Here is a 24,981-nt window from a genome sequence, read left to right on the forward strand (position 1 = left end):
TCGTTACTGGAACCCCAGTAACCCTGTCAGGAGTGTGAAAGTGATTAGTATATTCGACATGTTCAAAGTGGGGATTGGTCCATCTTCTTCCCACACTGTAGGGCCGATGAAGGCCGGTAAACAGTTCGTCGATGATCTGGTCGAAAAAGGATTACTGGAAAGCGTTACCCGTGTCGCCGTAGACGTTTACGGTTCACTGTCATTAACGGGTAAAGGCCACCACACCGATATCGCCATTATTATGGGTCTGGCGGGTAATATGCCGGACACAGTTGATATTGATGCCATTCCGGCATTTATCCGCGACGTGGAAACGCGCGGTCGTCTGCTGCTGGCTAACGGTCAGCACGAAGTGGACTTCCCGCAGGATGACGGGATGCGTTTTCGTAGCGACAACCTGCCGCTGCATGAAAACGGTATGACCATCCACGCCTGGAGCGGCGAAAAAGAGATCTACAGTAAAACCTACTACTCCATCGGCGGCGGCTTTATCGTTGACGAAGAACACTTTGGCAAAGAGAGCGCGGGCGATGTGAATGTGCCCTATCCGTTTAAATCTGCCACCGAGATGTTGGCCTATTGCAAAGAGACCGGTCTCTCCCTCTCCGGCATGGTGATGCAGAACGAACTGGCGCTGCACAGCAAGAAAGAGATCGAAGACTATTTTGCTAACGTGTGGCAAACCATGCGCGCCTGTATTGACCGCGGGATGAACACCGAGGGGGTTCTGCCTGGGCCACTGCGTGTGCCGCGTCGTGCCTCTGCGCTTCGCCGTATGCTGGTCACCACCGACAAGTTCTCCAATGACCCTATGAATGTGGTTGACTGGGTGAACATGTTTGCGCTGGCGGTTAACGAAGAGAACGCAGCGGGTGGTCGCGTGGTGACGGCGCCAACCAACGGCGCGTGCGGTATCGTTCCGGCGGTATTGGCCTACTACGATCACTTTATTGAGCCCGTGACACCGGAGATCTATATCCGTTATTTCCTCGCGGCAGGCGCTATCGGCGCGCTGTACAAGATGAATGCCTCCATCTCCGGTGCCGAAGTAGGCTGTCAGGGTGAAGTGGGCGTGGCCTGCTCTATGGCGGCGGCCGGTCTGGCGGAACTGCTGGGCGCAAGCCCTGAGCAGGTGTGCGTGGCGGCGGAAATCGGCATGGAGCACAACCTCGGTCTGACCTGTGACCCGGTTGCCGGCCAGGTGCAGGTACCGTGCATTGAGCGTAACGCCATCGCCTCCGTCAAAGCGATCAACGCCTCGCGTATGGCGATGCGCCGTACCAGCGAGCCACGCGTGTCACTGGATAAGGTTATTGAAACCATGTACGAAACCGGCAAGGACATGAACGCGAAGTACCGTGAGACTTCGCGCGGCGGTCTGGCCATTAAGGTGCAGTGCGACTAAACCTTCCTTTTCGCCCATCTGCAACAGATGGGCGAATTTTCCCACCGCCTCTCGTCGCTTCACGTTTTCCCCACTACACTGTCACTGTTGCGTCTGGCTTTTCCGGCCGGTGCTTATCAGGCGACCGTTCATGCAAACTGCACAAACGATCATTAAAGACTATCGCCGAAAACGCGTTATCGTCTGTGTTACGGTTGCGCTCGTTACGCTCGTCCTGACGCTGGGCATTCGCTTTATTTCACAGCGCAACATTAATCAGGATCGGATCCACGACTTTACTCACCACACCGTGCGTGCGCTTGATAAGGTGCTTCTTGCGTTAGAAACCCAGCGTGAAACTCTACGTTTTCTGGTTGATATGCCCTGCGCTGAAGCGAATCCGATTCTGCGAAAACAGGCGGCGATCCTCCAGACCGTGCGCTCCATCGCCCTCGTCAAAGACGGAATACTGTATTGCTCGAGCGTATTTGGCAGCCGAAATATGCCCGTCAGTGACATTGAGCCGATGCTTCCGTCCAGTGAACCCAGGCTGATCTTGTTGACCGATCGGTGGCTGTTAAAGGGCAGTCCGGTACTGATTCAGTGGTCACCCCTTGCGGGCGACGGCAGTGACGGGTTGATGGAGGTAGTGAATATCGATCTCATCACCAAAATGATTCTGGAGCCACAGCGGCCACAAATCACCGACGTGGTCCTGAGAGTAGGCGATAATTTTCTCCGCGACGGGCAGCAGGTGACGAATACGCCGACCTTCGATGAACACGCCTCCCTGCTGGAACAGTCTTCACAGCACTACCCTTTCAGCGTCACGGTCAGCGGCCCGGGGGCAGGCCAAATGGCATTGAAAAATCTGCCCACCCAGCTACCGCTGGCGTTGATGCTCAGTTTACTGATGGGCTATATCGCCTGGCTTGCCACGGCGCGACGCATAAGTTTCACCTGGGAAATTAATATGGGGATTGCTGCCCGGGAGTTTGAACTCTTCTGCCAGCCGCTGGTAAACGCCCGCACCCGGGAATGCGTTGGCGTCGAGATCCTCCTGCGCTGGAACAACCCGCGTCAGGGCTGGATTTCTCCCGATGTCTTTATCCCCCTGGCTGAAGAACATAGCCTGATTGTTCCGCTTACCCGCTACGTCATCAGCGAAACGGTGCGGCAGATAGGCTTTTTCCCGGCCTCACGGGATTTCCATATTGGCATCAACGTGGCCGCCAGCCATTTTCGCCGCGCTGCGCTGATCCGGGATCTCAACCGCATCTGGTTTAAGGCGAACCCTGTTCAAAAGTTGATTGTAGAGTTAACCGAACGCGATGCGTTGCTCGATGTGGATTACCGCATCGTGCGGGAGCTGCATCGCAAAGGGGTGAAGCTTGCGATTGATGATTTTGGTACGGGCAATAGTTCTCTTTCGTGGCTTGAAAAACTTCACCCGGACGTGCTGAAAATTGATAAATCCTTCACCACCGCGATCGGCACCGACGCCGTGAACTCAACGGTAACGGATATTATTATTGCGCTGGGCCAGAGGTTGAATATTGAACTGGTTGCAGAAGGGGTTGAAACCGAGGAGCAGTCACGCTATTTGCGCCGCCACAGCGTACATATTTTGCAGGGGTACTTGTATGCGCGGCCGATGCCGCTGCGGGAGTTTCCGAAATGGCTGGCGGAAAGTAACCCTCCGCCAGCCCGTCACAACGGACACATCGTGCCTTTATTGCCGTTACGCTAGATAGCGTTACTCTTCTTCGTCGTGTACAGAGTGCTCTTTAACAATACGAACCATATCAACGCGATAGTCGTTGGCTTCAACGATGGTAATTTGCAGCGGCGGCAGCTCAAGCACATCACCGATACGCGGGATCTGCCCGTTAACGGCAATCACCAGCCCCGCTACCGTGGCGATGTCTTCATCGTCATTGACCACGTTTTCGACGCCCAGCGTGTGCGAGAGCGCGTGCAGGTCGGTGGTGCCTTTCACCAGCCAGCCGTCACCGTCGGCAACGATTTCTGGCGTTTCATCCGCATCAGGGAATTCACCAGCAATGGCTTCCAGCACGTCCAGCGGCGTTACCAGACCTTGTACCACACCAAATTCGTTGGTGACGATAACAAAGCTCCCGCGAGCACGACGCAACACGCCCAGCAGGTTAATCGGATCCAGCGTCTCCGGCACCACGATGGCAGGCGACGCGGCCGCTACGGCCTCGACGTTGACGCCCTCTTCCAGCGCCACGAGCATCTCTTTCGCGCGCACCACACCGATGATCTCATCCAGCTCGCCCCGACAGACCGGGAACAGGCTGTGCGGCGAGGAGAGCAGCTGCTGGCGAATTTCGTCGACGCTCAGGTTGGCGTCCACCCAGCTGATTTCACCGCGCGGCGTCATAATGCCGCGCAGGGAGCGGGAGGCCAGCGAAAGCACGCCGTTGATCATGTAGCGTTCTTCTTCCACAAACGCGCCTTCCGGCACCGGAACCGGGTTACGGTTCTCGTTATCCGCCTGCACGTTCACCTGACGACGCCCGCCCATCAGGCGCAGGATCGCATCGGCGGTACGCGCGCGCAGCGGCTGATTCGACTGCTGCTTAATGAAGTTACGGCGCGCAATCTGGTTAAACAGCTCGATCAGAATCGAGAAGCCAATCGCGGCGTACAGGTAGCCTTTCGGTATATGGAAACCAAAACCTTCTGCCACCAGGCTCAGACCAATCATCAACAGGAAACTGAGACACAGCACGACGACCGTCGGATGTTGGTTGACGAAACGCGTCAGCGGTTTCGACGCCAGCAGCATTACCGCCATCGCAATCACAACCGCCGCCATCATCACCGGCAGATGGTTCACCATGCCAACCGCTGTAATCACCGCATCCAGTGAGAAGACCGCATCAAGCACCACAATCTGCAGGACCACCACCCAGAAGCTGGCATACCCCTTACCGTGGCCATCATCATGCTGCCGGTTCTCCAGCCGTTCATGCAGCTCTGTTGTAGCTTTGAACAGCAGGAAAAGCCCCCCCACCAGCATGATTAAATCACGGCCGGAGAAGGTGAAATCCATGACGGTGAACAGAGGCTTAGTCAGCGTAACCATCCACGAGATCACGGACAGCAGGCCCAGTCGCATGATCAGCGCCAGCGAGAGGCCGATCAGACGGGCTTTATCACGCTGTTTCGGCGGCAGCTTATCCGCAAGGATGGCAATAAACACCAGGTTATCAATACCGAGAACGATCTCCAGCACGACCAGCGTAAGCAAGCCTACCCAGATTGACGGGTCCATTAAGAATTCCATGACACGCTCCTGCTAAAGGAATGACAAAACGGTGCCCCGCTAATTTCGGGCATTTCAAAGGGAATGGGGGTCGATGCGTGGCGAAGGTCGCCGGTGAATAAGGCGCGGAATGGCCTGGAAGATGACTGACGTCGGTGACGGTCCATATAGTGGGCTGTAGCCCTATACTCCTGAATAATTAAACGGACGCTAAACATATCAGAGACAATGGGTTTTTAGCAAAGATTTACGTTCCTTTGCAAACTTCTGTAACACACGTGGTTTATCTTACAGAAAAATCTGTAAGGCGTAGCTAAATTACGGATCTTCATCACATAAATTATTTTTTCACTATCTAAAATAATTCGCGGAAGTCTTGGTTTTTTAGAACTCTAACCCTTATCTGAATCGATTCGGTTCGCCAATACGATTCTCAGTACGCCTGCCTGGCAGACGTATAAATGATAATAATAGGAGGTAGCAAGTGACCATTGCTATTGTCATAGGCACACATGGTTGGGCTGCGGAGCAGTTACTCAAAACGGCAGAAATGCTGTTGGGCGAGCAGGAAAACGTCGGCTGGATCGATTTCGTTCCCGGTGAAAACGCCGAGACGCTGATTGAAAAGTACACTGCTCAGCTTGAGAAGCTGGATACCAGCAAAGGCGTGCTGTTTCTCGTGGATACATGGGGCGGCAGCCCGTTCAACGCTGCCAGCCGCATTGTCGTCGATAAAGAGCATTATGAAGTCGTCGCCGGGGTAAATATCCCAATGTTGGTGGAAACCTTCATGGCGCGTGACGACAACCCAGGCTTTGACGAGCTGGTGGCGCTGGCGGTGGAAACCGGTCGCGAAGGCGTGAAGGCGCTGAAAGCACAGCCGGTTGAAAAACCTGCCCCTGCCCCTGCTGCACCAAAAGCCGCGGCACCGGCGAAGCCAATGGGTCCGAACGATTACATGGTTATCGGCCTTGCGCGTATTGATGACCGTCTGATCCACGGCCAGGTGGCGACGCGCTGGACCAAAGAGACCAACGTACAACGCATCATCGTGGTCAGTGACGAAGTGGCCGCCGACACTGTCCGTAAAACCCTTCTTACCCAGGTTGCACCGCCGGGCGTCACCGCGCACGTCGTGGATGTCGCCAAAATGATCCGCGTTTACAACAACCCGAAATATGCGGGCGAACGCGTGATGCTTCTGTTCACCAACCCGACAGACGTTGAACGCATTGTTGAAGGCGGCGTGAAAATCACCTCCGTTAACATTGGCGGTATGGCTTTCCGTCAGGGCAAAACGCAGGTCAACAACGCGATTTCAGTGGATGCGAAAGATATCGAGGCCTTCAACAAGCTGAATGCACGCGGTATCGAGCTGGAAGCCCGTAAGGTTTCCACGGATCAGAAACTGAAAATGATGGATTTGATCGGCAAAGTGGGGAAATAAGCCCGGGCCGGTTTTTCATATAGAGCTTATGTAATAGGAGAAGTGCAATGGAGATTACTACTCTTCAGATTGTGCTGGTGTTCATCGTCGCGTGTATTGCGGGTATGGAGTCCGTACTTGATGAATTTCAGTTCCACCGCCCTCTGGTGGCCTGTACGTTGATTGGCGCCGTTCTCGGTGACATGAAAACCGGTATCATCATCGGTGGTACCCTGGAAATGATCGCCCTCGGCTGGATGAACATCGGTGCGGCAGTTGCGCCAGATGCCGCGCTGGCGTCCATTATTTCGACCGTTCTGGTTATCGCCGGTCATCAGAGTATCGGTGCCGGTATCGCGCTGGCCATTCCACTGGCCGCGGCAGGCCAGGTGCTGACCATCATTGTTCGTACCATCACCGTTGCCTTCCAGCACGCGGCGGATAAGGCGGCCGATAACGGCAACCTGACAGCGCTCTCCTGGATCCACGTCTCGTCCCTGTTCCTGCAGGCGATGCGTATCGCTATTCCGGCCGTTATCGTGGCGATTTCCGTTGGGACCAGTGAAGTTCAAAGTATGCTGAACGCCATACCAGAAGTGGTCACCGGCGGTCTGAATATCGCGGGCGGTATGATTGTGGTCGTAGGTTACGCGATGGTCATCAACATGATGCGCGCAGGCTATCTGATGCCGTTCTTCTACCTTGGCTTCGTTACCGCTGCATTCACCAACTTCAACCTGGTTGCGCTGGGTGTGATTGGTGCGGTGATGGCGATTCTTTATATCCAGCTCAGCCCGAAATACAACCGTGTCGCGGGTGCCCCTGCGCAGGCTGCTGGTAACAACGATCTCGATAACGAACTGGACTAACAGGTGAGCGAAATGGTTGATATGACAAAAACTACCACTGAGAAAAAACTCACTCCGGGTGATATTCGTGGCGTGTTCATCCGTTCTAACCTGTTTCAGGGTTCATGGAACTTCGAACGTATGCAGGCGCTCGGCTTCTGCTTCTCCATGGTGCCGGCAATCAAACGCCTGTATCCAGAAAACAACGAAGCACGCCGTCAGGCAATTAAGCGTCACCTGGAATTCTTCAACACTCACCCTTACGTAGCGGCGCCTGTTCTGGGCGTAACGCTGGCGATGGAAGAGCAGCGTGCAAACGGGGCTGAGATCGACGATGGTGCTATCAACGGTATTAAAGTCGGTCTGATGGGGCCGCTGGCAGGCGTGGGCGACCCGATCTTCTGGGGTACCGTGCGTCCGGTCTTTGCGGCACTGGGCGCCGGGATCGCCATGAGCGGCAGTCTGCTTGGTCCCCTGCTGTTCTTTATCCTGTTCAACGCGGTGCGTCTGCTGACCCGCTACTACGGCGTGGCGTATGGTTACCGTAAAGGGGTGGATATCGTAAAGGATATGGGCGGCGGCTTCCTGCAAAAACTGACTGAGGGGGCGTCAATCCTCGGCCTGTTTGTAATGGGGGCTTTGGTTAACAAGTGGACGCACGTGAACATCCCGCTGGTGGTATCGACGATCACCGGTCAGGATGGTCAGACGCGCGTCACCACCGTGCAGACCATTCTGGACCAGCTGATGCCTGGCCTGGTACCGCTGCTGTTAACCTTCGCCTGTATGTGGCTGCTGCGTAAGAAAGTGAACCCGCTTTGGATCATCGTTGGCTTCTTCGTCATCGGTATCGCGGGCTACGCCGTCGGCCTGCTGGGTCTGTAATAAAATGCGTTACCGACCGGGGGCTTGCCCCCGGTCTTTTTATCTGGAGGATGAATGACTGTCACGGACACCGTACTGGTTTTATTTATTGTTGCCCTTCTGGCTTACGCGATCTATGACGAGTTCATTATGCCTCGCCGCCACGGCGAGACGCTGCTGACCCTTCCCCTCTTACGCCGTGGGCGCATTGATGCGTTTATCTTCGCCGGTCTGGTAGTCATCCTGATTTACAATAATGTGACCAGCCACGGCGCAATATTAACCACATGGTTATTATGTGCGCTGGCATTAATGGCGATTTACCTGTTCTGGATCCGCTCGCCAAAACTCATTTTTAAAAAACACGGATTCTTCTTCGCCAATGTCTGGATAGAATATAACCGCATTAAAGAGATGAATTTATCCGAAGACGGAGTTCTGGTGATGCAATTAGAACAACGCCGCCTGCTCATTCGGGTCAAAAATATTGACGACCTGGAAAAAATCTACAAATTACTCCTTAAAACTCAATGAATTAATTTTATAGCATCGGCTATGTATTGTATTATTCTCAAACCAGCAATATAGCCGATGCTATATCTCCCCTGCGAATTAACTTATATTTATTAACGATACATTTACGCATAAACCTAAATGAAAATCGTTATCAATATAGTGGCTATATAAAGCCATCTTCGTTGTTGTTTTATATTCTCAAAATATGTTAAGGTTGCGCCCGTCGTTGGGGAGTAGCCGATTTCCTGCCTGCGGGAAATGTACGTGTCAACATACTCGTTGCAAAACGTGGCGCGTACGGATCGTTTTCAGCACACTTACTGTGCCAAAAGCGATCAGGCGAGACCATAGATACATCAACTGCTGTTTACTGGGGGCAGTGATGTGTCATATGGATATCCCCGGTCTGGACGCACTTATGAATATCTCCGCTACGATCCTTCTGGCTTTTGGCATGTCCATGGACGCATTTGCCGCCTCTATCGGTAAAGGTGCCACCCTCCATAAACCTAAATTTTCCGAAGCCCTGCGCACCGGTCTCATCTTTGGCGCAATCGAAACGCTGACGCCGCTTATTGGCTGGGGTCTGGGGATGCTCGCCAGCCAGTTTGTGCTGGAGTGGAACCACTGGATTGCCTTCGTGCTGCTGGTGTTCCTCGGCGGACGCATGGTAATTGAAGGTTTTCGTGGCAACAGCGATGAAGATGATGCGCCGCTGCAACGCCACGGCTTCTGGCTTCTGGTGACAACCGCTATCGCAACCAGCCTGGACGCAATGGCCGTCGGTGTCGGTCTGGCGTTTTTGCAGGTCAATATTATCGCCACCGCGCTGGCGATTGGCTGCGCCACGCTGATTATGTCAACACTGGGGATGATGGTGGGGCGGTTCATTGGCCCGCTGTTAGGCAAACGCGCCGAAATTCTGGGCGGTATCGTGTTGATCGGGATTGGTGCCCAAATACTCTGGGCACACTTCGCGGGTTAATCTTCGCGCTGCCAGCAATGGATGCTGAAATCCGTCTGGCAGCGAAATTCTGTCTGTGCTGCCAGCGTTTCCCACACCTCTGGTTTTGCCCGCCACGCAAACGGCGTCATTTGCAGTAACGCCACCGCTTCACTTCCCTGCAACGTCATCTCATACGCCACTGACTGCGTCTGCTTTAACGCGAAGCCCGCCAGCTGTTCAGAGTGCGGCGCATGCAGGTGAACTTCATCATAGATCAGCCCTTTTAGCTCCAGCAGATGACGCGGTCCCGGCGTAACGGTGATAACCCACCCGCCGGGCTTAACGACGCGCGCCAGCTCCTCTGCCTTGCACGGGGCATAGATACGCACCACGGCGTCCATACTCGCTTCCTCAAACGGCAGGCGGTGGCTGGAGGCCACGCAGAACGTTACCGCTGAGTAGCGTTTTGCTGCTGCACGGATAGCCACTTTCGACACGTCCAGCCCGTAAGTTTCGGCGCCCTTCCCAGCCGCGACGTCAGCAAACGTGGCGGTGTAGTAGCCCTCACCGCAGCCGATATCCAGCATAGCGGATGCGCCTTCTGTCAGATATTGACGGAGTAAGTCGACAACGGCATCCCTGAGCGGTTGATAGTGCCCGGCATCAAGAAACGCCCGGCGCGCCTGCATCATCTCCGCGCTGTCACCCGGATCCCGGGAGCGCTTGTGCTGTACCGGCAGAAGATTGACATAGCCCTCTTTAGCCCGGTCAAACTGATGTCCCAGTGGACAGATAAACGTTTTCTCCGCGCGCGTCAGCGGCGCGTGGCAAAGGGGACAACTGAAAGACATGACAGCTCCAGGGCGAAAACCAAAAGGCGAAGTGTACCGCTATTCGCCAGGGTTATAAACGGCTGGGTGACGCATCACGATCAGATGGTCAGAATCTGCCGGCAGTCCGTCTGGCTTCACGTTTTCCAGGCGCAAGACGTTACCCATAATTTCGCTGAACACGGGCGCGGAAACGGCCCCGCCGTAGTAGGCTCCGTTTTTCGGATCGTTGATCACCACCACCAGTGCAAAACGGGGATCGCTGGCGGGCGCAACGCCTGCTGTGTAGGCGACGTATTTATCCACATACTTACCGTGTTCATCGATTTTTTTGGCCGTCCCGGTTTTAATCGCCACACGATAGTTACGCACCGCCGCTTTGATCCCGCCACCGCCGGGTAACGCGACGCTCTCCATCATGTGTTCCACCTCGTGAACAATCTCCCCGGGCATCACCCGTTTGCCAATCACGGGGGGATCGATACGGGTGATGGACAGAGGCCGTTCAATGCCATAGCTACCGATGGTGGCATACACATGCGCCAGTTGAAGGGGGGTAACCATCAGGCCATACCCAAAGGCAAAGGTCGCCCTGTCTAACTGACTCCAGAATTTTCGCTGCGGCAGTAAACCTGAGCTTTCTCCCGTTAAGCCAAGCCCGGTACTCTCGCCAAAACCAAAGTTTTTATAGGTATCAAGTAACCGTTGCACGGGCATCGCGAGAGAAAGACGGGATACGCCCGTGTCGCTGGATTTTTGCAGGATCCCGGTCATGGTCAGCTCGGGGTAGTAACCCACATCGCGAATACGATGACCATCAATGGTGTAGGGATGCGTGTCTATCACGCTGTCAGGCTGCACCAGCCCCTGCTGTAGCGCCGTCATCAGCACCAGAGGCTTAACGGTCGAACCCGGTTCAAAGGTGTCGCTGATCGCGCGATTACGAAAGTCATCCAGTGTTGCCCCTTCCCGATTGTTGGGGTTGAAGTCAGGGAAGCTCGCCATCGCCAGAATTTCGCCCGTCTGGATATTAATCAGCACCGACGCTCCTGACTCGGCTTTATTCCACGCCACGGCATTATCCAGCGCGTCTTCGGTGATAGTTTGCAGGCGTTCATCGATACTAAGCTGGATATTATGTGCCGGTACGGGCGCCACCTCCGTGAGGTTCTCAACCACATGCCCGTAGCGATCTTTCCTGACCAGCCGCACGCCTGCCTTCCCGGTGAGCTGCGTGTTAAAGCTTTTCTCGACGCCCTCAATACCCTGACCATCAATATTAGTGAAGCCAATCAGGTTTGCCGCCACGTGTCCGGCAGGATAAAAGCGACGGGACTCATCGCGTAGGTTGATACCGGGAAGACGCAGCTTATCAATCCACTTTGCCTGGGAGGGATCAACCTGACGAGCTAGATAAATGAATCGCCCGTGCGGATTGCTGTTTATTCGCGATGCGAGCGTGCTCAGAGAAAGGTGTAAAGCATTTGCCAGGGCCTGCCAGCGCGAATCAAAGCCGATCCCCCCTTTATCAAGCACAGTTTTGGGATCGGCCCAGACGGCCTGGACAGGTACGCTTACCGCAAGGGGACGCCCTTCACGGTCAACAATCATCCCACGCGGGGCGTCTATCGCCACTTCGCGCAGAGAACGCATATCCTCCTGCTTCACCAGATTATCCGGTTTGATAATTTGTAGCCATGCCACGCGGCCTAACAGAAAAGCAAGGCTACAAAAGATGGCGAGACACAGAAGTGCAAAACGTGCCGGTGTAAAGTTTCCGTTGGCCGTTATTGTCTTTTTTTTCACTTTAACCCCAGGGCTGTTAATCAACGCCCTGATTTAACGGGAAAAAGGGATAATAAGGCGGGAAAACAATGCTAATAATCTCGCGGGTTTGCAACAAGATAATAACAGAGGAGGAATACGTAACATTTTGAAAAATAAGTGAATAAAAAAGCCCCGCATCGGCGAGGCTTATGTCTGAGATCGAAGCGCTAAGCGCTTCAGTCAGCAGTGATTCGATCAGATAGCAGTTACGTTAACCGCAGCTGGGCCTTTCTGGCCGTCCTGAATTTCGAACTCAACGTTCTGGCCTTCAGCCAGAGTTTTGAAGCCGTTACCCTGGATTGCAGAGAAGTGTACGAACACGTCTTTGCTGCCGTCAGCAGGAGTAATGAAACCAAAACCTTTAGACTCGTTGAACCACTTAACTTGACCTTTAATCTTTGCCATTTGCAAAATTCCTTAGAGTGTTTTCTTAGCCCGCAGGCTTTAACATAGATAAAACTGAGACATTACTGCTTGAGGCACTAATATAAGGTTCGGCAGAGAAGCGGTATTCAACGACAACGTGTTTACTCAGGACTTCTTTACTGAAAATGCCACACATAAACAGAACTGTACCTCGTTTGACCCAAAACGTGTTATCACACACAACGTTTAATATGGCAAGCCATTTTTAAACGTGTCTCGATCCGCCGCACAAATTCAGGCGTTACTCCATAACAATCTGCACAGTTATGCGAATTGTCAAATGAAGCGCCACCTGACCTCACCGCCCACAGGGTGCGCTGGCGCGCCCTGTAATCAAAGACTTTTTAAACATAGCTCAATCATTTCAAAGCGTCCATCCCAATCCCTGAATTTCTTTAAAGGAATGACTGAGTTAGAACATTTTGTGAAAAGTTATGCTGAAAACATCGCAATGCACCAGAGTGTGACAGTGAATAAACGATGTTAAATACATTTTGCTAACTGTATTAAAATCCACCATTTAATAAGCGTTATTCTGCACCAAAATAATGAAATTTTTATGACTCTGCCTCAAAACAAGGCAAGCAAAACGTTTCGATAAAAATAAAACACTTCAGGAAAGTTAAAGCTCACAATTTATTCAACGAAACGGTATGACTTGTATAAGGATAAATATTCGCCAGTTTTCAGTATACTGAAACAGTAGTTAACTGCTGCTTAATTATATGTTGGGATGTTATGGGTCACATTTGATAAGGGAGGAGATTTACGCCGCACGTCAGGCCACCTCCCCGTTCCGGGCAGACTATCGTTCGGCCACCAGGCGAATGAACTCTTCCTCGTCTTGTTTTTGAACATCAGCTTCCTTCGGCACCGCTTTCTCCTCCGGCTCGTTGGCTTCGCACAGACGACGCAGCAACGCAGTCTGCCGTTTCTGCTGATCGAGCAATGCTTCCAGCAGCTCAATCTGCTCGTTTGTGCGGGAGCTGGCGCGATTAACGAAGAACCACAGCACCAGTCCAACGACCAGCACCACTAAAGACATTACCAGGGATGCAATGCTCAGCAGCCCCGAATTCATAAACTCACCCATTTCACCACCTCAGTAAAAACAGTCATTTTACCACTGCAGCCACGTAAGGACATCGCTCAGTGCAAAAATAGCCACTACCAGGGGATAAACTTATTGATTGAACAAATGCCGCTAAAGAACTGTACATCCTGATCGCACATCACATTGATAGTCTGCGTCCACAGCACCACGCATGCTATCAGCACTATAATCAGAATTACCCAGCGTATTTTTTTCACTCCACACTCCGTCTTATGACCTGATGTAGCCAGGTTATCACGGCTATCTTAAACAGGGGCTAACTGTACCTTCAACAGACGCTTTTCGGAATCGTGCACTTGTTTCACTGCGTAAACCCGTTACGCTTACTCCATGACAACAAAGAAAAAAGAGGCATCGATGCGTTTACTCGTTCGTACGATAATTGTACTGGCACTTGTGTGGATCGGCCTGCTGTTAAGTGGGTATGGCGTATTAATGGGAAGCAAAGAGAATGCCGCGGGTTTGGGTATTCAGTGTAAATATCTCACCGCCCAGGGGGTAAGCACGGCTCAGTACATCCATTCCGACAGCGGGATCATCGGGTTAACCAACTGTCCTGTGCTGCGTAAATCATCTGTTGTGGTGGATAACGGCTAATCAGAGCTAAATTTCGCTTACAAAAACGCCGCAAGAGTGCGGCGTTTTTATTGGAGGCATTGATCAGAACGGGTATTCGTTATAGCCCATCTGCTCTGAAATTTTGCGCGCTGCGGTATGCAGAATTGCCACATACTCATGAAGTCGCTCTTCGGAGAAACGCAGCGTTGGGAAAGAGATGCTCAGTCCCGCAATGACAACGCCGAAGCGGTCAAACACCGGCACACCGATGCAGCGCAACCCTTCTTCCTGCTCTTCGTTATCTTCCCCATAACCCTGCTCACGCACTTTATCCAGCACGCTCAGTAGTTCATCCGTACTGGTAATCGTGCGATCGGTGCTGCGTTTGTATTCCACACCGTCAAGGATTTGCTTAACCTCTTCACGATCGCGCCAGGCCAGCAGGACTTTACCAATTGCGGTACTGTACAGCGGGTTACGACGACCGATGCGTGAATACATGCGCAGGTTGTACATGGAGTCAATTTTGTGGATGTAAACGATGCTGTCTTCATCCAGTGCGCCGAGGTGAATGGTCTCTTTCGTCAACCGCGAAAGTTCACGCATCTGAATGTCAGCGCTGCGGATCAGATCCACGTTCTGCAAGGCGCGGGCACCCAATTCAAACAGTTTCAGGGTCAGAGAATATTTTTCTGATTCTCCTTCCTGCGCGACATAACCCAATGATTTCATCGTCTGCAAAAAGCGATAAACGGTGCTTTTCGACATCATCACACGCTGCGACAACTCTGTAATACCAATTTCACGCTCTTCTCCGAGCGCCTGCAAGATGCCAAACACCTTCAGCACGGAAGAAACAGAATCTGGCTGCTTATCCAAATCTGCGATTGCCATTTATCACCTCATGGAGAGTGTTTTATAAAAATCAGAACCGGTTTTTATTATAAATTCGTGTGATGCGCGCTGCAATCTATCTGGGTTTACTTCGTTACAAATCTGCGACATAAAACCGAAATAACGATGCTAAAATAGTTACTCTGAAAATAATTTCACACTGAGTCATTCTTTTCCCATGCAAAAAAACGTTTCTGATGGCCTGCCCTTACCACAGCGGTACGGGGCAATTGCCACTATTGTCATCGGCATTTCGATGGCTGTCCTTGACGGTGCGATTGCCAATGTGGCTCTTCCTACCATTGCCAAAGACCTTAATGCTTCTCCGGCAAGCTCCATCTGGATTGTGAACGCGTACCAGATAGCGATTGTGATTTCCCTTTTGTCACTCTCTTTCCTGGGCGATATGTTTGGTTATCGCCGGGTTTATCAGTGCGGGCTGGTGGTCTTTACTCTCACCTCGCTCTTCTGTGCCCTTTCCGATTCACTGCACACCCTTACGCTTGCGCGTATCGCACAGGGTTTTGGCGGTGCGGCGCTAATGAGCGTGAACACGGCCCTGATACGGCTAATCTATCCTCATCGCCATCTGGGGCGCGGCATGGGCATTAACTCCTTTATTGTGGCCGTGTCGTCCGCCGCCGGGCCGACGATTGCCGCCGCCATTCTGTCCGTTGCCTCGTGGCAGTGGCTGTTTGCCATTAACGTGCCGCTGGGCATTGTGGCGATCTTCTTCGCCCTGCGCTATCTTCCGGAAAATGGTCCGAAAAACACCATGCCACGTTTTGACCTGCCCAGCGCTGTGATGAACGCGCTGACCTTTGGCCTGCTGATTACTGCACTGAGCGGATTTGCGCAGGGACAGTCTTTGTCGCTCATTGCCGCAGAAATCGTTGCCCTGCTTATCATCGGCTTTTTCTTTGTACGACGCCAGCTGGCGCTGCCCGTGCCGTTACTGCCGGTCGATTTGCTGCGTATTCCGCTGTTTTCGCTATCAATTTGTACCTCCATTTGCTCGTTCTGCGCCCAGATGCTGGCGCTGGTTGCGCTGCCATTCTTTTTGCAGAGCGTGCTTGGCCGTTCGGAAGTGGAAACAGGCTTGTTGCTCACACCCTGGCCTTTGGCAACCATGGTGATGGCCCCGCTGGCCGGGTACCTTATTGAGCGCGTTCATGCCGGACTGCTGGGGGCTATCGGGCTGATCGTCATGGCAGCAGGACTGTTTGCGCTGTCGCTCCTGCCCTCCTCGCCGGGGGATCTGGATATTATCTGGCGCATGATCCTGTGCGGGGCAGGTTTTGGTTTGTTCCAGTCACCTAACAACCACACAATTATCACCTCTGCCCCACGTCATCGCAGCGGTGGTGCCAGCGGGATGCTGGGTACGGCAAGACTGTTAGGGCAAAGCACCGGGGCCGCAATGGTGGCGTTGATGTTTAACCTTGCCGGGCAAAATGCGACACACGTTGCGCTGATTACCGCAGGGACACTGGCGACCCTCGCGGCTATCATTAGCGGCCTTCGTGTGACCCAGCCAAAGGCGCAGGCATAAAAAAACCGGGCGGAGATTGTCTCCTGCCCGGTTTTTTTCATCCGGCGGGTATTACTTCAGGTATTCGCCGCTTCGCAGCGCTTCAATACGTTTATCCAGCGGCGGGTGTGACATAAACAGCTCGCTCAGCGACTTTGATTTACCATTGATGCAGAAGGCCATCATGCTGTTTGCTTCCTGCGGCTCGTAGCTGGTTTTCAGACGTTGCAGCGCAGCAATCATCTTCTCACGACCCACCAGTTTCGCAGAACCGGCATCCGCGTGGAACTCACGATGACGGGAGAACCACATGGTAATGATGCTTGCCAGGATACCGAACACCAGCTCCAGCACCATTGAAACAGCAAAATAGATCAGCGGGTTACCGTTGCTCTCTTCACCCTCATCACGGTTGCCACCCATAAATCCGGCAGCAATCTGCGCCAGAATACGGGAAATAAAGATAACGAAGGTGTTCACCACGCCCTGGATCAAGGTCATGGTGACCATATCGCCGTTAGCGATATGGCTGATCTCGTGAGCAATAACCGCTTCCGCTTCGTCACGGCTCATGTTTTGCAGCAGACCGGTACTGACGGCCACCAGGGACGCGTCACGACGCGCACCGGTAGCAAACGCGTTGATATCCGGCGCGTGGTAGATCGCCACCTGCGGCATGGCTATGCCCGCCTGCTTTGACTGCTGAGCAACCGTGCTCATCAACCACTGTTCCATATCGTTACGCGGCTGCTCAATAACTTCACCGCCCACGGATTTCAGTGCCATCCACTTCGACATCAGCAGTGAAATGAAAGAGCCGCCGAAACCAAACAGCAGCGCCATAATCAACAGACCCTGAACGCTGCTCGACTGAATTCCCGTCAGGCTTAGCACCAGCCCGAATACCACCATCACCGCCAGGTTGGTGAGCAGGAAGAGCGCGATTCGCATCATAATATTCTTTTAACCTCAGTTTAACAAAACGCACTATGCGATTACCCACATCGTATGGGTATTGCGGCTATTTTCAAGCATCCAGACGGCGTAAGTCACCAGAAAGACACAACTTTACACAATTGGAAATCTGCCTGACGGAAGGATGAGGAACAAAAAGAAACAGGCACAATTTCTTGTGCCTGTTGGGGGATTATTTTGTCGGAGCAGGTTGTACGGCAGGTTTCTCTTTTTCCAGCTTCGCGAGATCAAGCGCGATATGCACCGTCTCGTCCAGATACGGATCGGGCTCCTGGTAATCCTTAGGCAGATCGTCCAGTTTTTTGAGCAGAGGCTTGCCTTCACGTTTGAAGCGATCGTTGATACGCGCCAGACGTGTCGCGTCATCTTCATTATTCTCTTTCTCACGCTGGGCGTAGTTCAGAGAGACAATGTTCCGTTTCGCTTTCAGAGCGTTGAAACGCGCGATGTCCTTCATGATGTACTGGAATTCCGGATCCTTCCCGATGCGGTCGTTGTGATTTTTCAGCAGTTCCGGACCGAACTGTTTCATATCACCCGATTTCACGAATGTCGCGGCATCAATGCTATCCCACGGCAGCGCGTTATCTTCAAACTTCTCGCCCGTTTCCGTCTCTTCGGTACCTGTCGGCATCATGATGTCCGGCGTCACGCCTTTGCGCTGCGTACTGCCGCCGTTAACACGGTAAAACTTCTGAATGGTGTACTGTACTGAGCCCAGCGCCGGCCATTCAGGACGCAGCATCTGGTCGTAAATACGGTTCAGAGAGCGGTACTGCTGAACGGTGCCCTTGCCAAACGTCGGTTCGCCGACGATTAACGCCCGGCCGTAATCCTGCATGGCAGCAGCGAAGATTTCCGATGCAGAGGCGCTGAAGCGATCGACCAGCACCACCAGCGGACCCTTATAGTAGACCACGCCATCGGTATCGGCATCTTCACGCACTTTACCGTTGTTATCGCGCACCTGAACCACCGGGCCAGACGGGATAAACAGCCCTGAGAGCGAGACGGCCTCGGTCAATGCCCCGCCGCCGTTGCTGCGCAGGTCGATGATCACACTGCTGACATTCTGCTTTTCAAGCTTCTGGAGCTGCACTTTTACATCATCGGTCAGGCCAACGTAGAAGCCAGGGATATCCAGAACGCCAACCTTCTCTTTACCCACGGTTTTCACCGACATTTTCACCGCGCGATCTTCCAGACGGATACGCTCACGGGTCAGAGTAACGATACGGGTTTTGGTCCCCTTTCCGGCAGGCAGGATCTCCAGGCGAACTTTGCTGCCCTTCGGCCCTTTGATCAACGCAACTACGTCATCAAGTCGCCAGCCAATCACGTCCACCATGCTCTTTCCAGTTTGACCTACACCGACAATACGGTCGCCTACGCTGATCGCTTTGCTTTTCGACGCAGGGCCACCGGCCACCATGGAGTTGATAACGGTGTAGTCATCATCCATCTGAAGCACAGCACCGATACCTTCCAGAGACAGGCTCATTTCGGTATTGAACTGTTCGGTGTTACGTGGAGAGAGATAATTAGTGTGCGGATCAATTTCGTGCGCAAACGCGGTCATCGCCAGCGAGAAAACATCTTCACTGTTGGTCTGCGCCAGACGACGAATTGCGAATTTGTAGCGACGGTTTAACGTCTCACGGATCTCTTTCTCGTCTTTGCCTGTGAGCTTGAGGCTCAGTTCGTCATATTTGACTTTTCCGTCCCACAGCGCATTCAGTTCAGCCTCATCTTTCGGCCATGGCGCTTTGCTGCGGTCCAGATTAAAGGTGTCGTTGCCGGTGAAGTCCATCGGACGTTCCAGCACTTTCAGCGCGTATTGATAACGCTCAAAACGGCGCTTTTGCGATAAGTTGTACAGATCGTAGAAAAGATCCAGCTTTCCGGAGCGCAGCTCATCACCCACTTCGGATTTGCGTTTAGCGAACTGTTCGACATCGCTGGCCAGCAGTACGTTATGGCTGTAATCCAGCAAGTTCAGATAACGGTCAAAGATTTTGGCCGAAAAGGCCTGATCGAGATCGAACTGACGATAGTGCGAACGAGTAAAGCGCGACGTCACGCGCTCACTCACCGTCGCGTGCTGAGTTTCTTCCTTAAGAACCGGAATTTGATCAACACGCGTAATATCGTCCACAGCGAAAGCGTGGCCTGTTATAGCAAACAGGCCAGCCAGCGCGGTGAGCTTAAAAAAAGTGTTCATGCCAGGCTCGGCCTCCGTTTCAGAACAACAAGTGTTCTGCGCGTACAATCATTGACATACCAGAAGTCAGCTGTACACGAACGCCATCTTTGGTGATTTCCAGTACGGTGGCATCCATCGCATTGTTACCCGCTTTAACCTTCAGAGACTGACCTACGCTCAGGGCGTTGATGTCCGAAACTGGGGTGTGGCGCGGCTCTTCGCGCGGCGCACGTGGGGCTTTAGCTGCTGGTTTGTCAGCACGCGGTTTGCGATCGTTATTTTCAGTACGACGCGGTGCCGGACGCGGTTTACGCTCGCGACGAGGGGCGTCTTCCTGACCGTTTGCCGCTGCGGCTTCGCGTTTTTTGGCCTGCTGTTCAGCACGCTGTGCCTGAACGCGAGCTTTGGCTTCTTCAAGCTGCTTACGCGCATGTTCTACGTGCTGCTCGTCCAGCTCACCACACGGGTTGCCGTCAAGGTCGACACGGGTCGCACCCGGCTTGATACCGTACAGGTAACGCCAGCTCGAGGTATAAAGGCGCAAGGCAGAACGAAGCTGCGTTTTGCTGAGGTTCATCTCCCCCTCAACGCGCGCGACCAGATCCTGAAAGATACCGACTTTCAGAGGACGCGCTTCCCCTTCAGCGCTGAAGCACTGCGGGAAACGCTCGGCCAGAAATGCGATAACTTCTTTACTGCTATTCAACTTAGGTTGATTTTCCATGAAATTTCCTGATTACAACGGACGTTGCCAACAAGCGCAGGCATGAACAGGCGACATTATAATGACGCTATCAGTAAATGCTACGTTATCCGTTGATTATCCTGCGACGCTCGCAAAGAATTTATGATAATCGGTCTCTGCCAGAACATTTTCCAGGTTTGCGGCCAACGCGCGCAGCCCCTGCTCATCCTCGGCAGTAAAGCGGCTGAAGACCGTGCTGTCGATATCCAGAACGCCAATAATCTGATTTTTAACCACCAGCGGCAGTACGATTTCAGAATTGCTGCTGGCATCGCAGGCAATGTGGCCGTCAAACGCATGTACATCTTCGACACGCTGAACCTGACGGGTCGCCACTGCGGTACCGCACACGCCGCGACCTACCGGGATGCGTACGCAGGCGAGTTTCCCCTGGAAAGGCCCCAGCACCAGCGTGTCGCCTTCCAGCAGATAAAAGCCCGCCCAGTTCACGTCAGAAAGGCGTTCGAACAGTAACGCACTGGTATTTGCCAGAGTGGCTAAGAAACTGGTTTCCCCTGCCATTAATGCCTTAAAATCGCGATTCAGATCCGCGTAGAATTCTGTTTTGTTCATTATTCAATCACTTAGTTATCTTACATAATTACCGCATAGCCTATTAAAATAAGCATTAAATGCGCTCATGCTCAAGATGAATCCGTTCATGAGTTATTATAACTTTCAACAATACTTATCTGTGTGCGACTGATGGCCCTAAAAACACCCCAAATTACGCCGACAAGAAAGATCGTTGTCCGTACGGTAAGCCAGGCTCTGCCTCGTGCACATTATCAGCGTTGTCCCCAGTGCGATACGCTTTTTATGTTGCCGAAGATGAAATCGCACCAAAGTGCTTTTTGCCCTTGCTGCGATGCCAAAATTCGCGATGGCCGGGACTGGTCATTGACGCGTCTGGCGGCAATGGCGGTTACCATGCTGCTGCTGATGCCGTTCGCCTGGACCGAGCCGCTGTTAAAGCTCTACCTGCTTGGCGTGCGTATTGACGCTAACGTATTGCAGGGGATCTGGCAGATGACGCGCGAGGGCGATCCGCTCACCGGCGCTATGGTGCTGTTCTGCGTCGTCGGCGCACCGCTGGTGCTGGTCGCGGCAATTGCCTACCTGTGGTTTGGCAACATTCTGGGGATGAACCTGCGCCCTGTCCTGCTCATGCTGGAAAAGCTCAAGGAGTGGGTGATGCTGGACATCTATCTGGTGGGCGTCGGCGTGGCCTCCATTAAGGTGCAGGATTATGCGTTTTTACAACCCGGCATTGGCCTTTTTGCGTTTATTTCACTGGTCCTGCTGAGTATTTTGACCCTGATTCATCTGAATGTTGAACAGCTTTGGGAGCGATTTTACCCTCAGCGTCCCGCGACCCGGCCTGATGAAAACCTGCGCGTCTGCCTGGGGTGCCATTACACCGGTTTTCCGGATAAACGCGGGAGGTGTCCTCGCTGCCACATTCCGTTAAGATTGCGGCGCAACAACAGCCTGCAAAAATGCTGGGCGGCGCTTATCGCCTCACTGATATTTTTATTCCCGGCCAATATGCTGCCGATCTCCGTAATTTATGTGAACGGCGCCCGACAGGAAGATACTATCCTTTCGGGGATTATCTCTCTGGCGCACAGTAACGTGGGGGTTGCCGCCATTGTGTTCATCGCCAGTATTCTGGTGCCCTTTACCAAAGTGGTGGTGATGTTTACGCTACTTATCAGCATTCACTTTAAATGCGAACAAGGACTACGCACCCGCATCCTGCTTCTGCGATTCGTGACCTGGATTGGTCGCTGGTCGATGTTGGATCTGTTCGTGATTTCGCTGATGATGTCGCTCATCAATCGCGATCAGTTACTTGCTTTTACCATGGGACCCGCAGCTTTTTATTTCGGCTCTGCGGTGATATTGACTATTCTTGCAGTGGAATGGCTGGACAGCCGCTTACTTTGGGACGCACATGAGTCAGGAAACGCCCGCTTCGCCGACTGAAGCGAGAATTAAAACAAAACGCCGCATTTCGCCATTCTGGTTGCTGCCTGTCATCGCGCTGATGATCGCAGGCTGGCTTATCTGGACGAGCTATGAAGATCGCGGAAGTACCATCACGATTGATTTCCAGTCTGCGGACGGCATTGTCGCCGGACGTACCCCCGTTCGCTTCCAGGGGGTGGAAGTGGGTACCGTGCAGGATATTTCCCTCGGCAAAGGGCTGAACAAAATCCAGGTCCGGGCGAGCATTAAGTCTGACATGCAGGATGCCCTGCGCGCCGAAACGCAGTTCTGGCTGGTCACGCCTAAAGCCTCCCTGGCTGGCGTTTCCGGGCTGGATGCGCTTGTGGGCGGTAACTATATCGGCATGATGCCTGGCAAAGGTGAGCCACAGGATCACTTTGTTGCGCTGGATACCCAGCCGAAATATCGGCTTAATAACGGCGATCTGATGATCCACCTCCGCGCGCCGGATTTGGGCTCGCTGAACAGTGGTTCTCTGGTCTATTTCCGCAAAATTCCGGTTGGCCGCGTTTACGACTACGCCATTAACCCGAACAAAGATGGCGTGACCATTGATGTACTGATCGATCGCCGTTTTACCAACCTGGTAAAAAAAGGCAGCCGCTTCTGGAACGTCTCCGGCGTCGATGCTGACCTGAGCTTAAGCGGTGCGAAAGTGAAGCTTGAGAGCCTGGCGGCGCTGGTGAATGGCGCTATCGCCTTCGACTCACCTGTTGACTCCAGCCCTGCCGCCGCAGAGGATACCTTTGGTCTGTACGCCGACCTGGCACACAGCCAGCGCGGTGTCATCGTCAAGTTGACCCTGCCGGATGCCAAAGGCCTGAAAGCCGGTTCGACCCCGCTGATGTACCAGGGTTTAGAGGTCGGGCAACTGACAAAATTAACCCTCAACGCGGGCGGCTCCGTTACCGGCGAAATGACGGTGGATCCGAGCGTTGTGGACCTCCTGCGGGAAAAAACACGCATCGAGCTGCGTAATCCGAAGCTCTCCCTCAGCGACGCTAGCATCAGTTCCCTGCTGACGGGAAGCACCTTTGAGCTGATCCCCGGTGAAGGTGCGCCGAATAAAAACTTTGTCATCGCGCCGGCGGATAAAGCTCTGCTGCAAAAACCGGGCGTGTTGACGGTTAAGCTGAATGCGCCGGAAAGCTATGGTATCGAAGCCGGTCAACCGCTAATCCTGCACGGTGTGCAGGTGGGTCAGGTTCTGGAACGAAAGCTGACGGAAAAAGGGGTCTCCTTCTCCGCCGCCATCGATCCGCAGTACGGCAACCTTGTGCACGGCGACAGTAAATTTGTGGTGAACAGCCGGGTCGACGTGAAGGTGGGTCTGGACGGCGTTGAGTTCCTCGGCGCCAGCGCCAGCGAGTGGGTTAACGGCGGGATCCGCATTCTGCCGGGCAGCAAAGGCGCGCTGCGTGAGAGCTATCCACTGTTCGCCAATCTGGACAAAGCCATTGAAAACAGCCTCGGCGACCTGCCGACCACCACGCTGACCTTAAGCGCTGAAACGCTGCCGGATGTCCAGGCAGGCTCCGTCGTGCTTTATCGTAAGTTTGAGGTCGGAGAAGTGATCACCGTTCGTCCTCGTGCGGACGCGTTTGATATCGAACTGCATATCAAGCCGGAGTATCGCAAGCTGCTCACGCCAAACAGCGTGTTCTGGGCTGAAGGCGGCGCGAAAGTGCAGCTCAATGGCAACGGGCTGACCGTACAGGCGTCTCCCCTCTCCCGTGCCCTGCGCGGTGCGATCAGCTTCGATAACCTGAGCGGCGCGGGCGGCAACATGCGTAAAGGTGACAAGCGGATCCTCTTCCCGTCTGAAACCGCGGCGCGCGCCGTCGGGGGACAGATTACCCTGCACACCTTTGATGCCGGTAAACTGGCAGAAGGCATGCCTATCCGCTATCTCGGAATTGATATCGGGCAGGTTCAGAAGCTGACGCTGATCACCGCGCGCAATGAAGTTCAGGCTACCGCCGTGCTTTATCCGGAATATGTACAGACGTTCGCCCGGGCAGGCTCGCGCTTCTCGGTGGTTACGCCGCAAATTTCTGCCGCAGGGGTTGAGCATCTCGACACCATACTTCAGCCGTACATTAACGTTGAACCGGGTCGGGGCAACGCGCGTCGTGAGTTTGAGTTGCAGGAGGCGACCATCACCGATTCCCGTTATCTAGACGGTCTGAGCATTGTGGTTGAAGTACCGGAAGCCGGTTCGCTGGGCATCGGTACGCCGGTCCTGTTCCGCGGTATTGAAGTGGGGACAGTAACAAGCCTGACGCTGGGTAATCTGTCCGATCGCGTGATGGTTGGCCTGCGCATCAGCCAGCGTTATCAGCATCTGGTTCGCAACAACTCAGTGTTCTGGCTCGCTTCAGGCTACTCGCTGGACTTCGGCCTGACCGGTGGCGTGGTCAAAACGGGGACCTTTAACCAGTTCATTCGCGGCGGCATTGCCTTCGCGACGCCGCCTGGCACGCCTCTGGCGCCTAAGGCGCAGGCAGGAAAACACTTCCTGCTGCTGGAAAGTGAACCGAAAGAGTGGCGCGAATGGGGAACGGCGCTGCCGCGTTAATCTCGCAG

22 protein-coding genes and 1 pseudogene are annotated in these 24,981 nt (G+C 53.5%); 11 read left to right on the plus strand and 12 right to left on the minus strand.

Translation table 11 applies throughout. The annotated features are described in order from the left end of the window. Positions 1 to 40 precede the first annotated feature (40 nt). Together sdaA and BFV65_RS12340 are read left to right on the plus strand one after the other, a co-directional pair. Complete coding sequence (gene sdaA / locus BFV65_RS12335; protein WP_022648444.1) at positions 41 to 1,405, plus strand: L-serine ammonia-lyase; 1,365 nt, start codon at positions 41 to 43, stop codon at positions 1,403 to 1,405. Between the two features lie 130 nt (positions 1,406 to 1,535). Further along, positions 1,536 to 3,134, plus strand: a complete 1,599-nt coding sequence (locus BFV65_RS12340) for a cyclic di-3',5'-guanosine monophosphate phosphodiesterase PdeD (RefSeq protein WP_023300353.1) — start codon at positions 1,536 to 1,538, stop codon at positions 3,132 to 3,134. 6 nt (positions 3,135 to 3,140) lie between these two features. On the opposite strand, the gene yoaE is transcribed toward BFV65_RS12340, so the two are convergent. Then, complete coding sequence (yoaE, locus tag BFV65_RS12345; protein ID WP_023300354.1) at positions 3,141 to 4,700, minus strand: CNNM family cation transport protein YoaE; 1,560 nt, start codon at positions 4,698 to 4,700, stop codon at positions 3,141 to 3,143. 463 nt (positions 4,701 to 5,163) lie between these two features. On the opposite strand from yoaE, the gene manX reads away from it, so the two are divergent. The 5 genes from manX (at position 5,164) to mntP (ending at position 9,318) form a co-directional block, all read left to right on the plus strand. Beyond that, positions 5,164 to 6,126, plus strand: coding sequence for a PTS mannose transporter subunit IIAB (gene manX, locus BFV65_RS12350; protein ID WP_022651434.1), 963 nt, complete (start codon positions 5,164 to 5,166; stop codon positions 6,124 to 6,126). A gap of 47 nt (positions 6,127 to 6,173) precedes the next feature. Beyond that, positions 6,174 to 6,974, plus strand: coding sequence for a PTS mannose transporter subunit IIC (gene manY / locus BFV65_RS12355; protein WP_022648448.1), 801 nt, complete (start codon positions 6,174 to 6,176; stop codon positions 6,972 to 6,974). Positions 6,975 to 6,986: 12 nt separating this feature from the next. Further along, positions 6,987 to 7,838 (plus strand): PTS mannose transporter subunit IID, encoded by an 852-nt coding sequence (locus BFV65_RS12360; RefSeq protein WP_006810994.1) that lies wholly within the window; start codon positions 6,987 to 6,989, stop codon positions 7,836 to 7,838. 54 nt (positions 7,839 to 7,892) lie between these two features. Beyond that, positions 7,893 to 8,351 carry a DUF986 family protein gene (locus tag BFV65_RS12365; RefSeq protein WP_022648449.1) on the plus strand — a complete coding sequence of 153 codons (459 nt, stop codon included), beginning with the start codon at positions 7,893 to 7,895 and terminating at the stop codon, positions 8,349 to 8,351. Between the two features lie 400 nt (positions 8,352 to 8,751). Next, positions 8,752 to 9,318: a manganese efflux pump MntP gene (gene mntP, locus BFV65_RS12370; RefSeq protein WP_032622454.1), complete on the plus strand. Its 567-nt coding sequence runs from the start codon at positions 8,752 to 8,754 to the stop codon at positions 9,316 to 9,318. On the opposite strand, the gene rlmA is transcribed toward mntP, so the two are convergent. The 6 genes and pseudogenes from rlmA to mgrB form a co-directional block, all read right to left on the minus strand. Beyond that, the gene (rlmA, locus tag BFV65_RS12375; protein ID WP_022648451.1) at positions 9,315 to 10,130 is read right to left on the minus strand and encodes a 23S rRNA (guanine(745)-N(1))-methyltransferase; all 816 of its coding nucleotides are present in this window, start codon (positions 10,128 to 10,130) and stop codon (positions 9,315 to 9,317) included. The two genes, mntP and rlmA, sit on opposite strands and share 4 nt — an antisense overlap. Positions 10,131 to 10,169: 39 nt before the next feature. After that, positions 10,170 to 11,915, minus strand: a complete 1,746-nt coding sequence (ftsI, locus tag BFV65_RS12380) for a peptidoglycan glycosyltransferase FtsI (protein ID WP_023300357.1) — start codon at positions 11,913 to 11,915, stop codon at positions 10,170 to 10,172. 216 nt (positions 11,916 to 12,131) lie between these two features. Further along, on the minus strand, positions 12,132 to 12,341 hold the full coding sequence (gene cspE / locus BFV65_RS12385) for a transcription antiterminator/RNA stability regulator CspE (protein ID WP_001062678.1): 210 nt from the start codon (positions 12,339 to 12,341) through the stop codon (positions 12,132 to 12,134). 12 nt (positions 12,342 to 12,353) lie between these two features. Then, a pseudogene (locus tag BFV65_RS12390) lies at positions 12,354 to 12,498 on the minus strand (DUF2627 domain-containing protein). 669 nt (positions 12,499 to 13,167) lie between these two features. Beyond that, positions 13,168 to 13,455, minus strand: coding sequence for a YebO family protein (locus tag BFV65_RS12395; protein WP_069596705.1), 288 nt, complete (start codon positions 13,453 to 13,455; stop codon positions 13,168 to 13,170). Positions 13,456 to 13,529: 74 nt separating this feature from the next. Beyond that, positions 13,530 to 13,673, minus strand: a complete 144-nt coding sequence (mgrB, locus tag BFV65_RS12400; protein WP_003859906.1) for a PhoP/PhoQ regulatory lipoprotein MgrB — start codon at positions 13,671 to 13,673, stop codon at positions 13,530 to 13,532. A 160-nt stretch (positions 13,674 to 13,833) separates the two neighbouring features. On the opposite strand from mgrB, the gene BFV65_RS12405 reads away from it, so the two are divergent. Further along, positions 13,834 to 14,073 (plus strand): YobH family protein, encoded by a 240-nt coding sequence (locus BFV65_RS12405; protein WP_022648454.1) that lies wholly within the window; start codon positions 13,834 to 13,836, stop codon positions 14,071 to 14,073. Positions 14,074 to 14,136: 63 nt separating this feature from the next. Here the strand turns inward: BFV65_RS12405 and kdgR are convergent, their stop codons facing one another. After that, positions 14,137 to 14,928: a DNA-binding transcriptional regulator KdgR gene (gene kdgR / locus BFV65_RS12410; RefSeq protein ID WP_022648455.1), complete on the minus strand. Its 792-nt coding sequence runs from the start codon at positions 14,926 to 14,928 to the stop codon at positions 14,137 to 14,139. 178 nt (positions 14,929 to 15,106) lie between these two features. Between kdgR and BFV65_RS12415 the strand changes: the two genes are divergently transcribed. After that, entirely contained in the window at positions 15,107 to 16,480 is a 1,374-nt protein-coding gene (locus BFV65_RS12415) for an MFS transporter (RefSeq protein WP_022648456.1), read from the plus strand. A gap of 51 nt (positions 16,481 to 16,531) precedes the next feature. On the opposite strand, the gene htpX is transcribed toward BFV65_RS12415, so the two are convergent. The 4 genes from htpX to BFV65_RS12435 form a co-directional block, all read right to left on the minus strand. Further along, the gene (gene htpX / locus BFV65_RS12420; protein WP_003859899.1) at positions 16,532 to 17,413 is read right to left on the minus strand and encodes a protease HtpX; all 882 of its coding nucleotides are present in this window, start codon (positions 17,411 to 17,413) and stop codon (positions 16,532 to 16,534) included. A 193-nt stretch (positions 17,414 to 17,606) separates the two neighbouring features. Further along, a complete protein-coding gene (gene prc, locus BFV65_RS12425) occupies positions 17,607 to 19,655 on the minus strand; it encodes a carboxy terminal-processing peptidase (RefSeq protein ID WP_003859896.1) in 2,049 nt (682 codons plus the stop codon). Positions 19,656 to 19,674: 19 nt separating this feature from the next. Further along, on the minus strand, positions 19,675 to 20,361 hold the full coding sequence (gene proQ / locus BFV65_RS12430) for an RNA chaperone ProQ (protein WP_003859895.1): 687 nt from the start codon (positions 20,359 to 20,361) through the stop codon (positions 19,675 to 19,677). A gap of 96 nt (positions 20,362 to 20,457) precedes the next feature. Beyond that, positions 20,458 to 20,955, minus strand: coding sequence for a GAF domain-containing protein (locus tag BFV65_RS12435; RefSeq protein WP_006811006.1), 498 nt, complete (start codon positions 20,953 to 20,955; stop codon positions 20,458 to 20,460). A gap of 132 nt (positions 20,956 to 21,087) precedes the next feature. Here BFV65_RS12435 and yebS point away from each other — a divergent pair, with 132 nt between their 5' ends. Next, positions 21,088 to 22,371, plus strand: a complete 1,284-nt coding sequence (gene yebS, locus BFV65_RS12440; protein WP_022648459.1) for a membrane integrity lipid transport subunit YebS — start codon at positions 21,088 to 21,090, stop codon at positions 22,369 to 22,371. After that, positions 22,340 to 24,973 carry a PqiB family protein gene (locus tag BFV65_RS12445; RefSeq protein ID WP_069596706.1) on the plus strand — a complete coding sequence of 878 codons (2,634 nt, stop codon included), beginning with the start codon at positions 22,340 to 22,342 and terminating at the stop codon, positions 24,971 to 24,973. The genes yebS and BFV65_RS12445 overlap by 32 nt, the downstream gene beginning before the upstream one ends. Positions 24,974 to 24,981 lie beyond the last annotated feature (8 nt).

The sequence above is a fragment of the Enterobacter hormaechei subsp. hoffmannii genome, from assembly GCF_001729745.1.
Taxonomy (GTDB): domain Bacteria; phylum Pseudomonadota; class Gammaproteobacteria; order Enterobacterales; family Enterobacteriaceae; genus Enterobacter; species Enterobacter intestinihominis.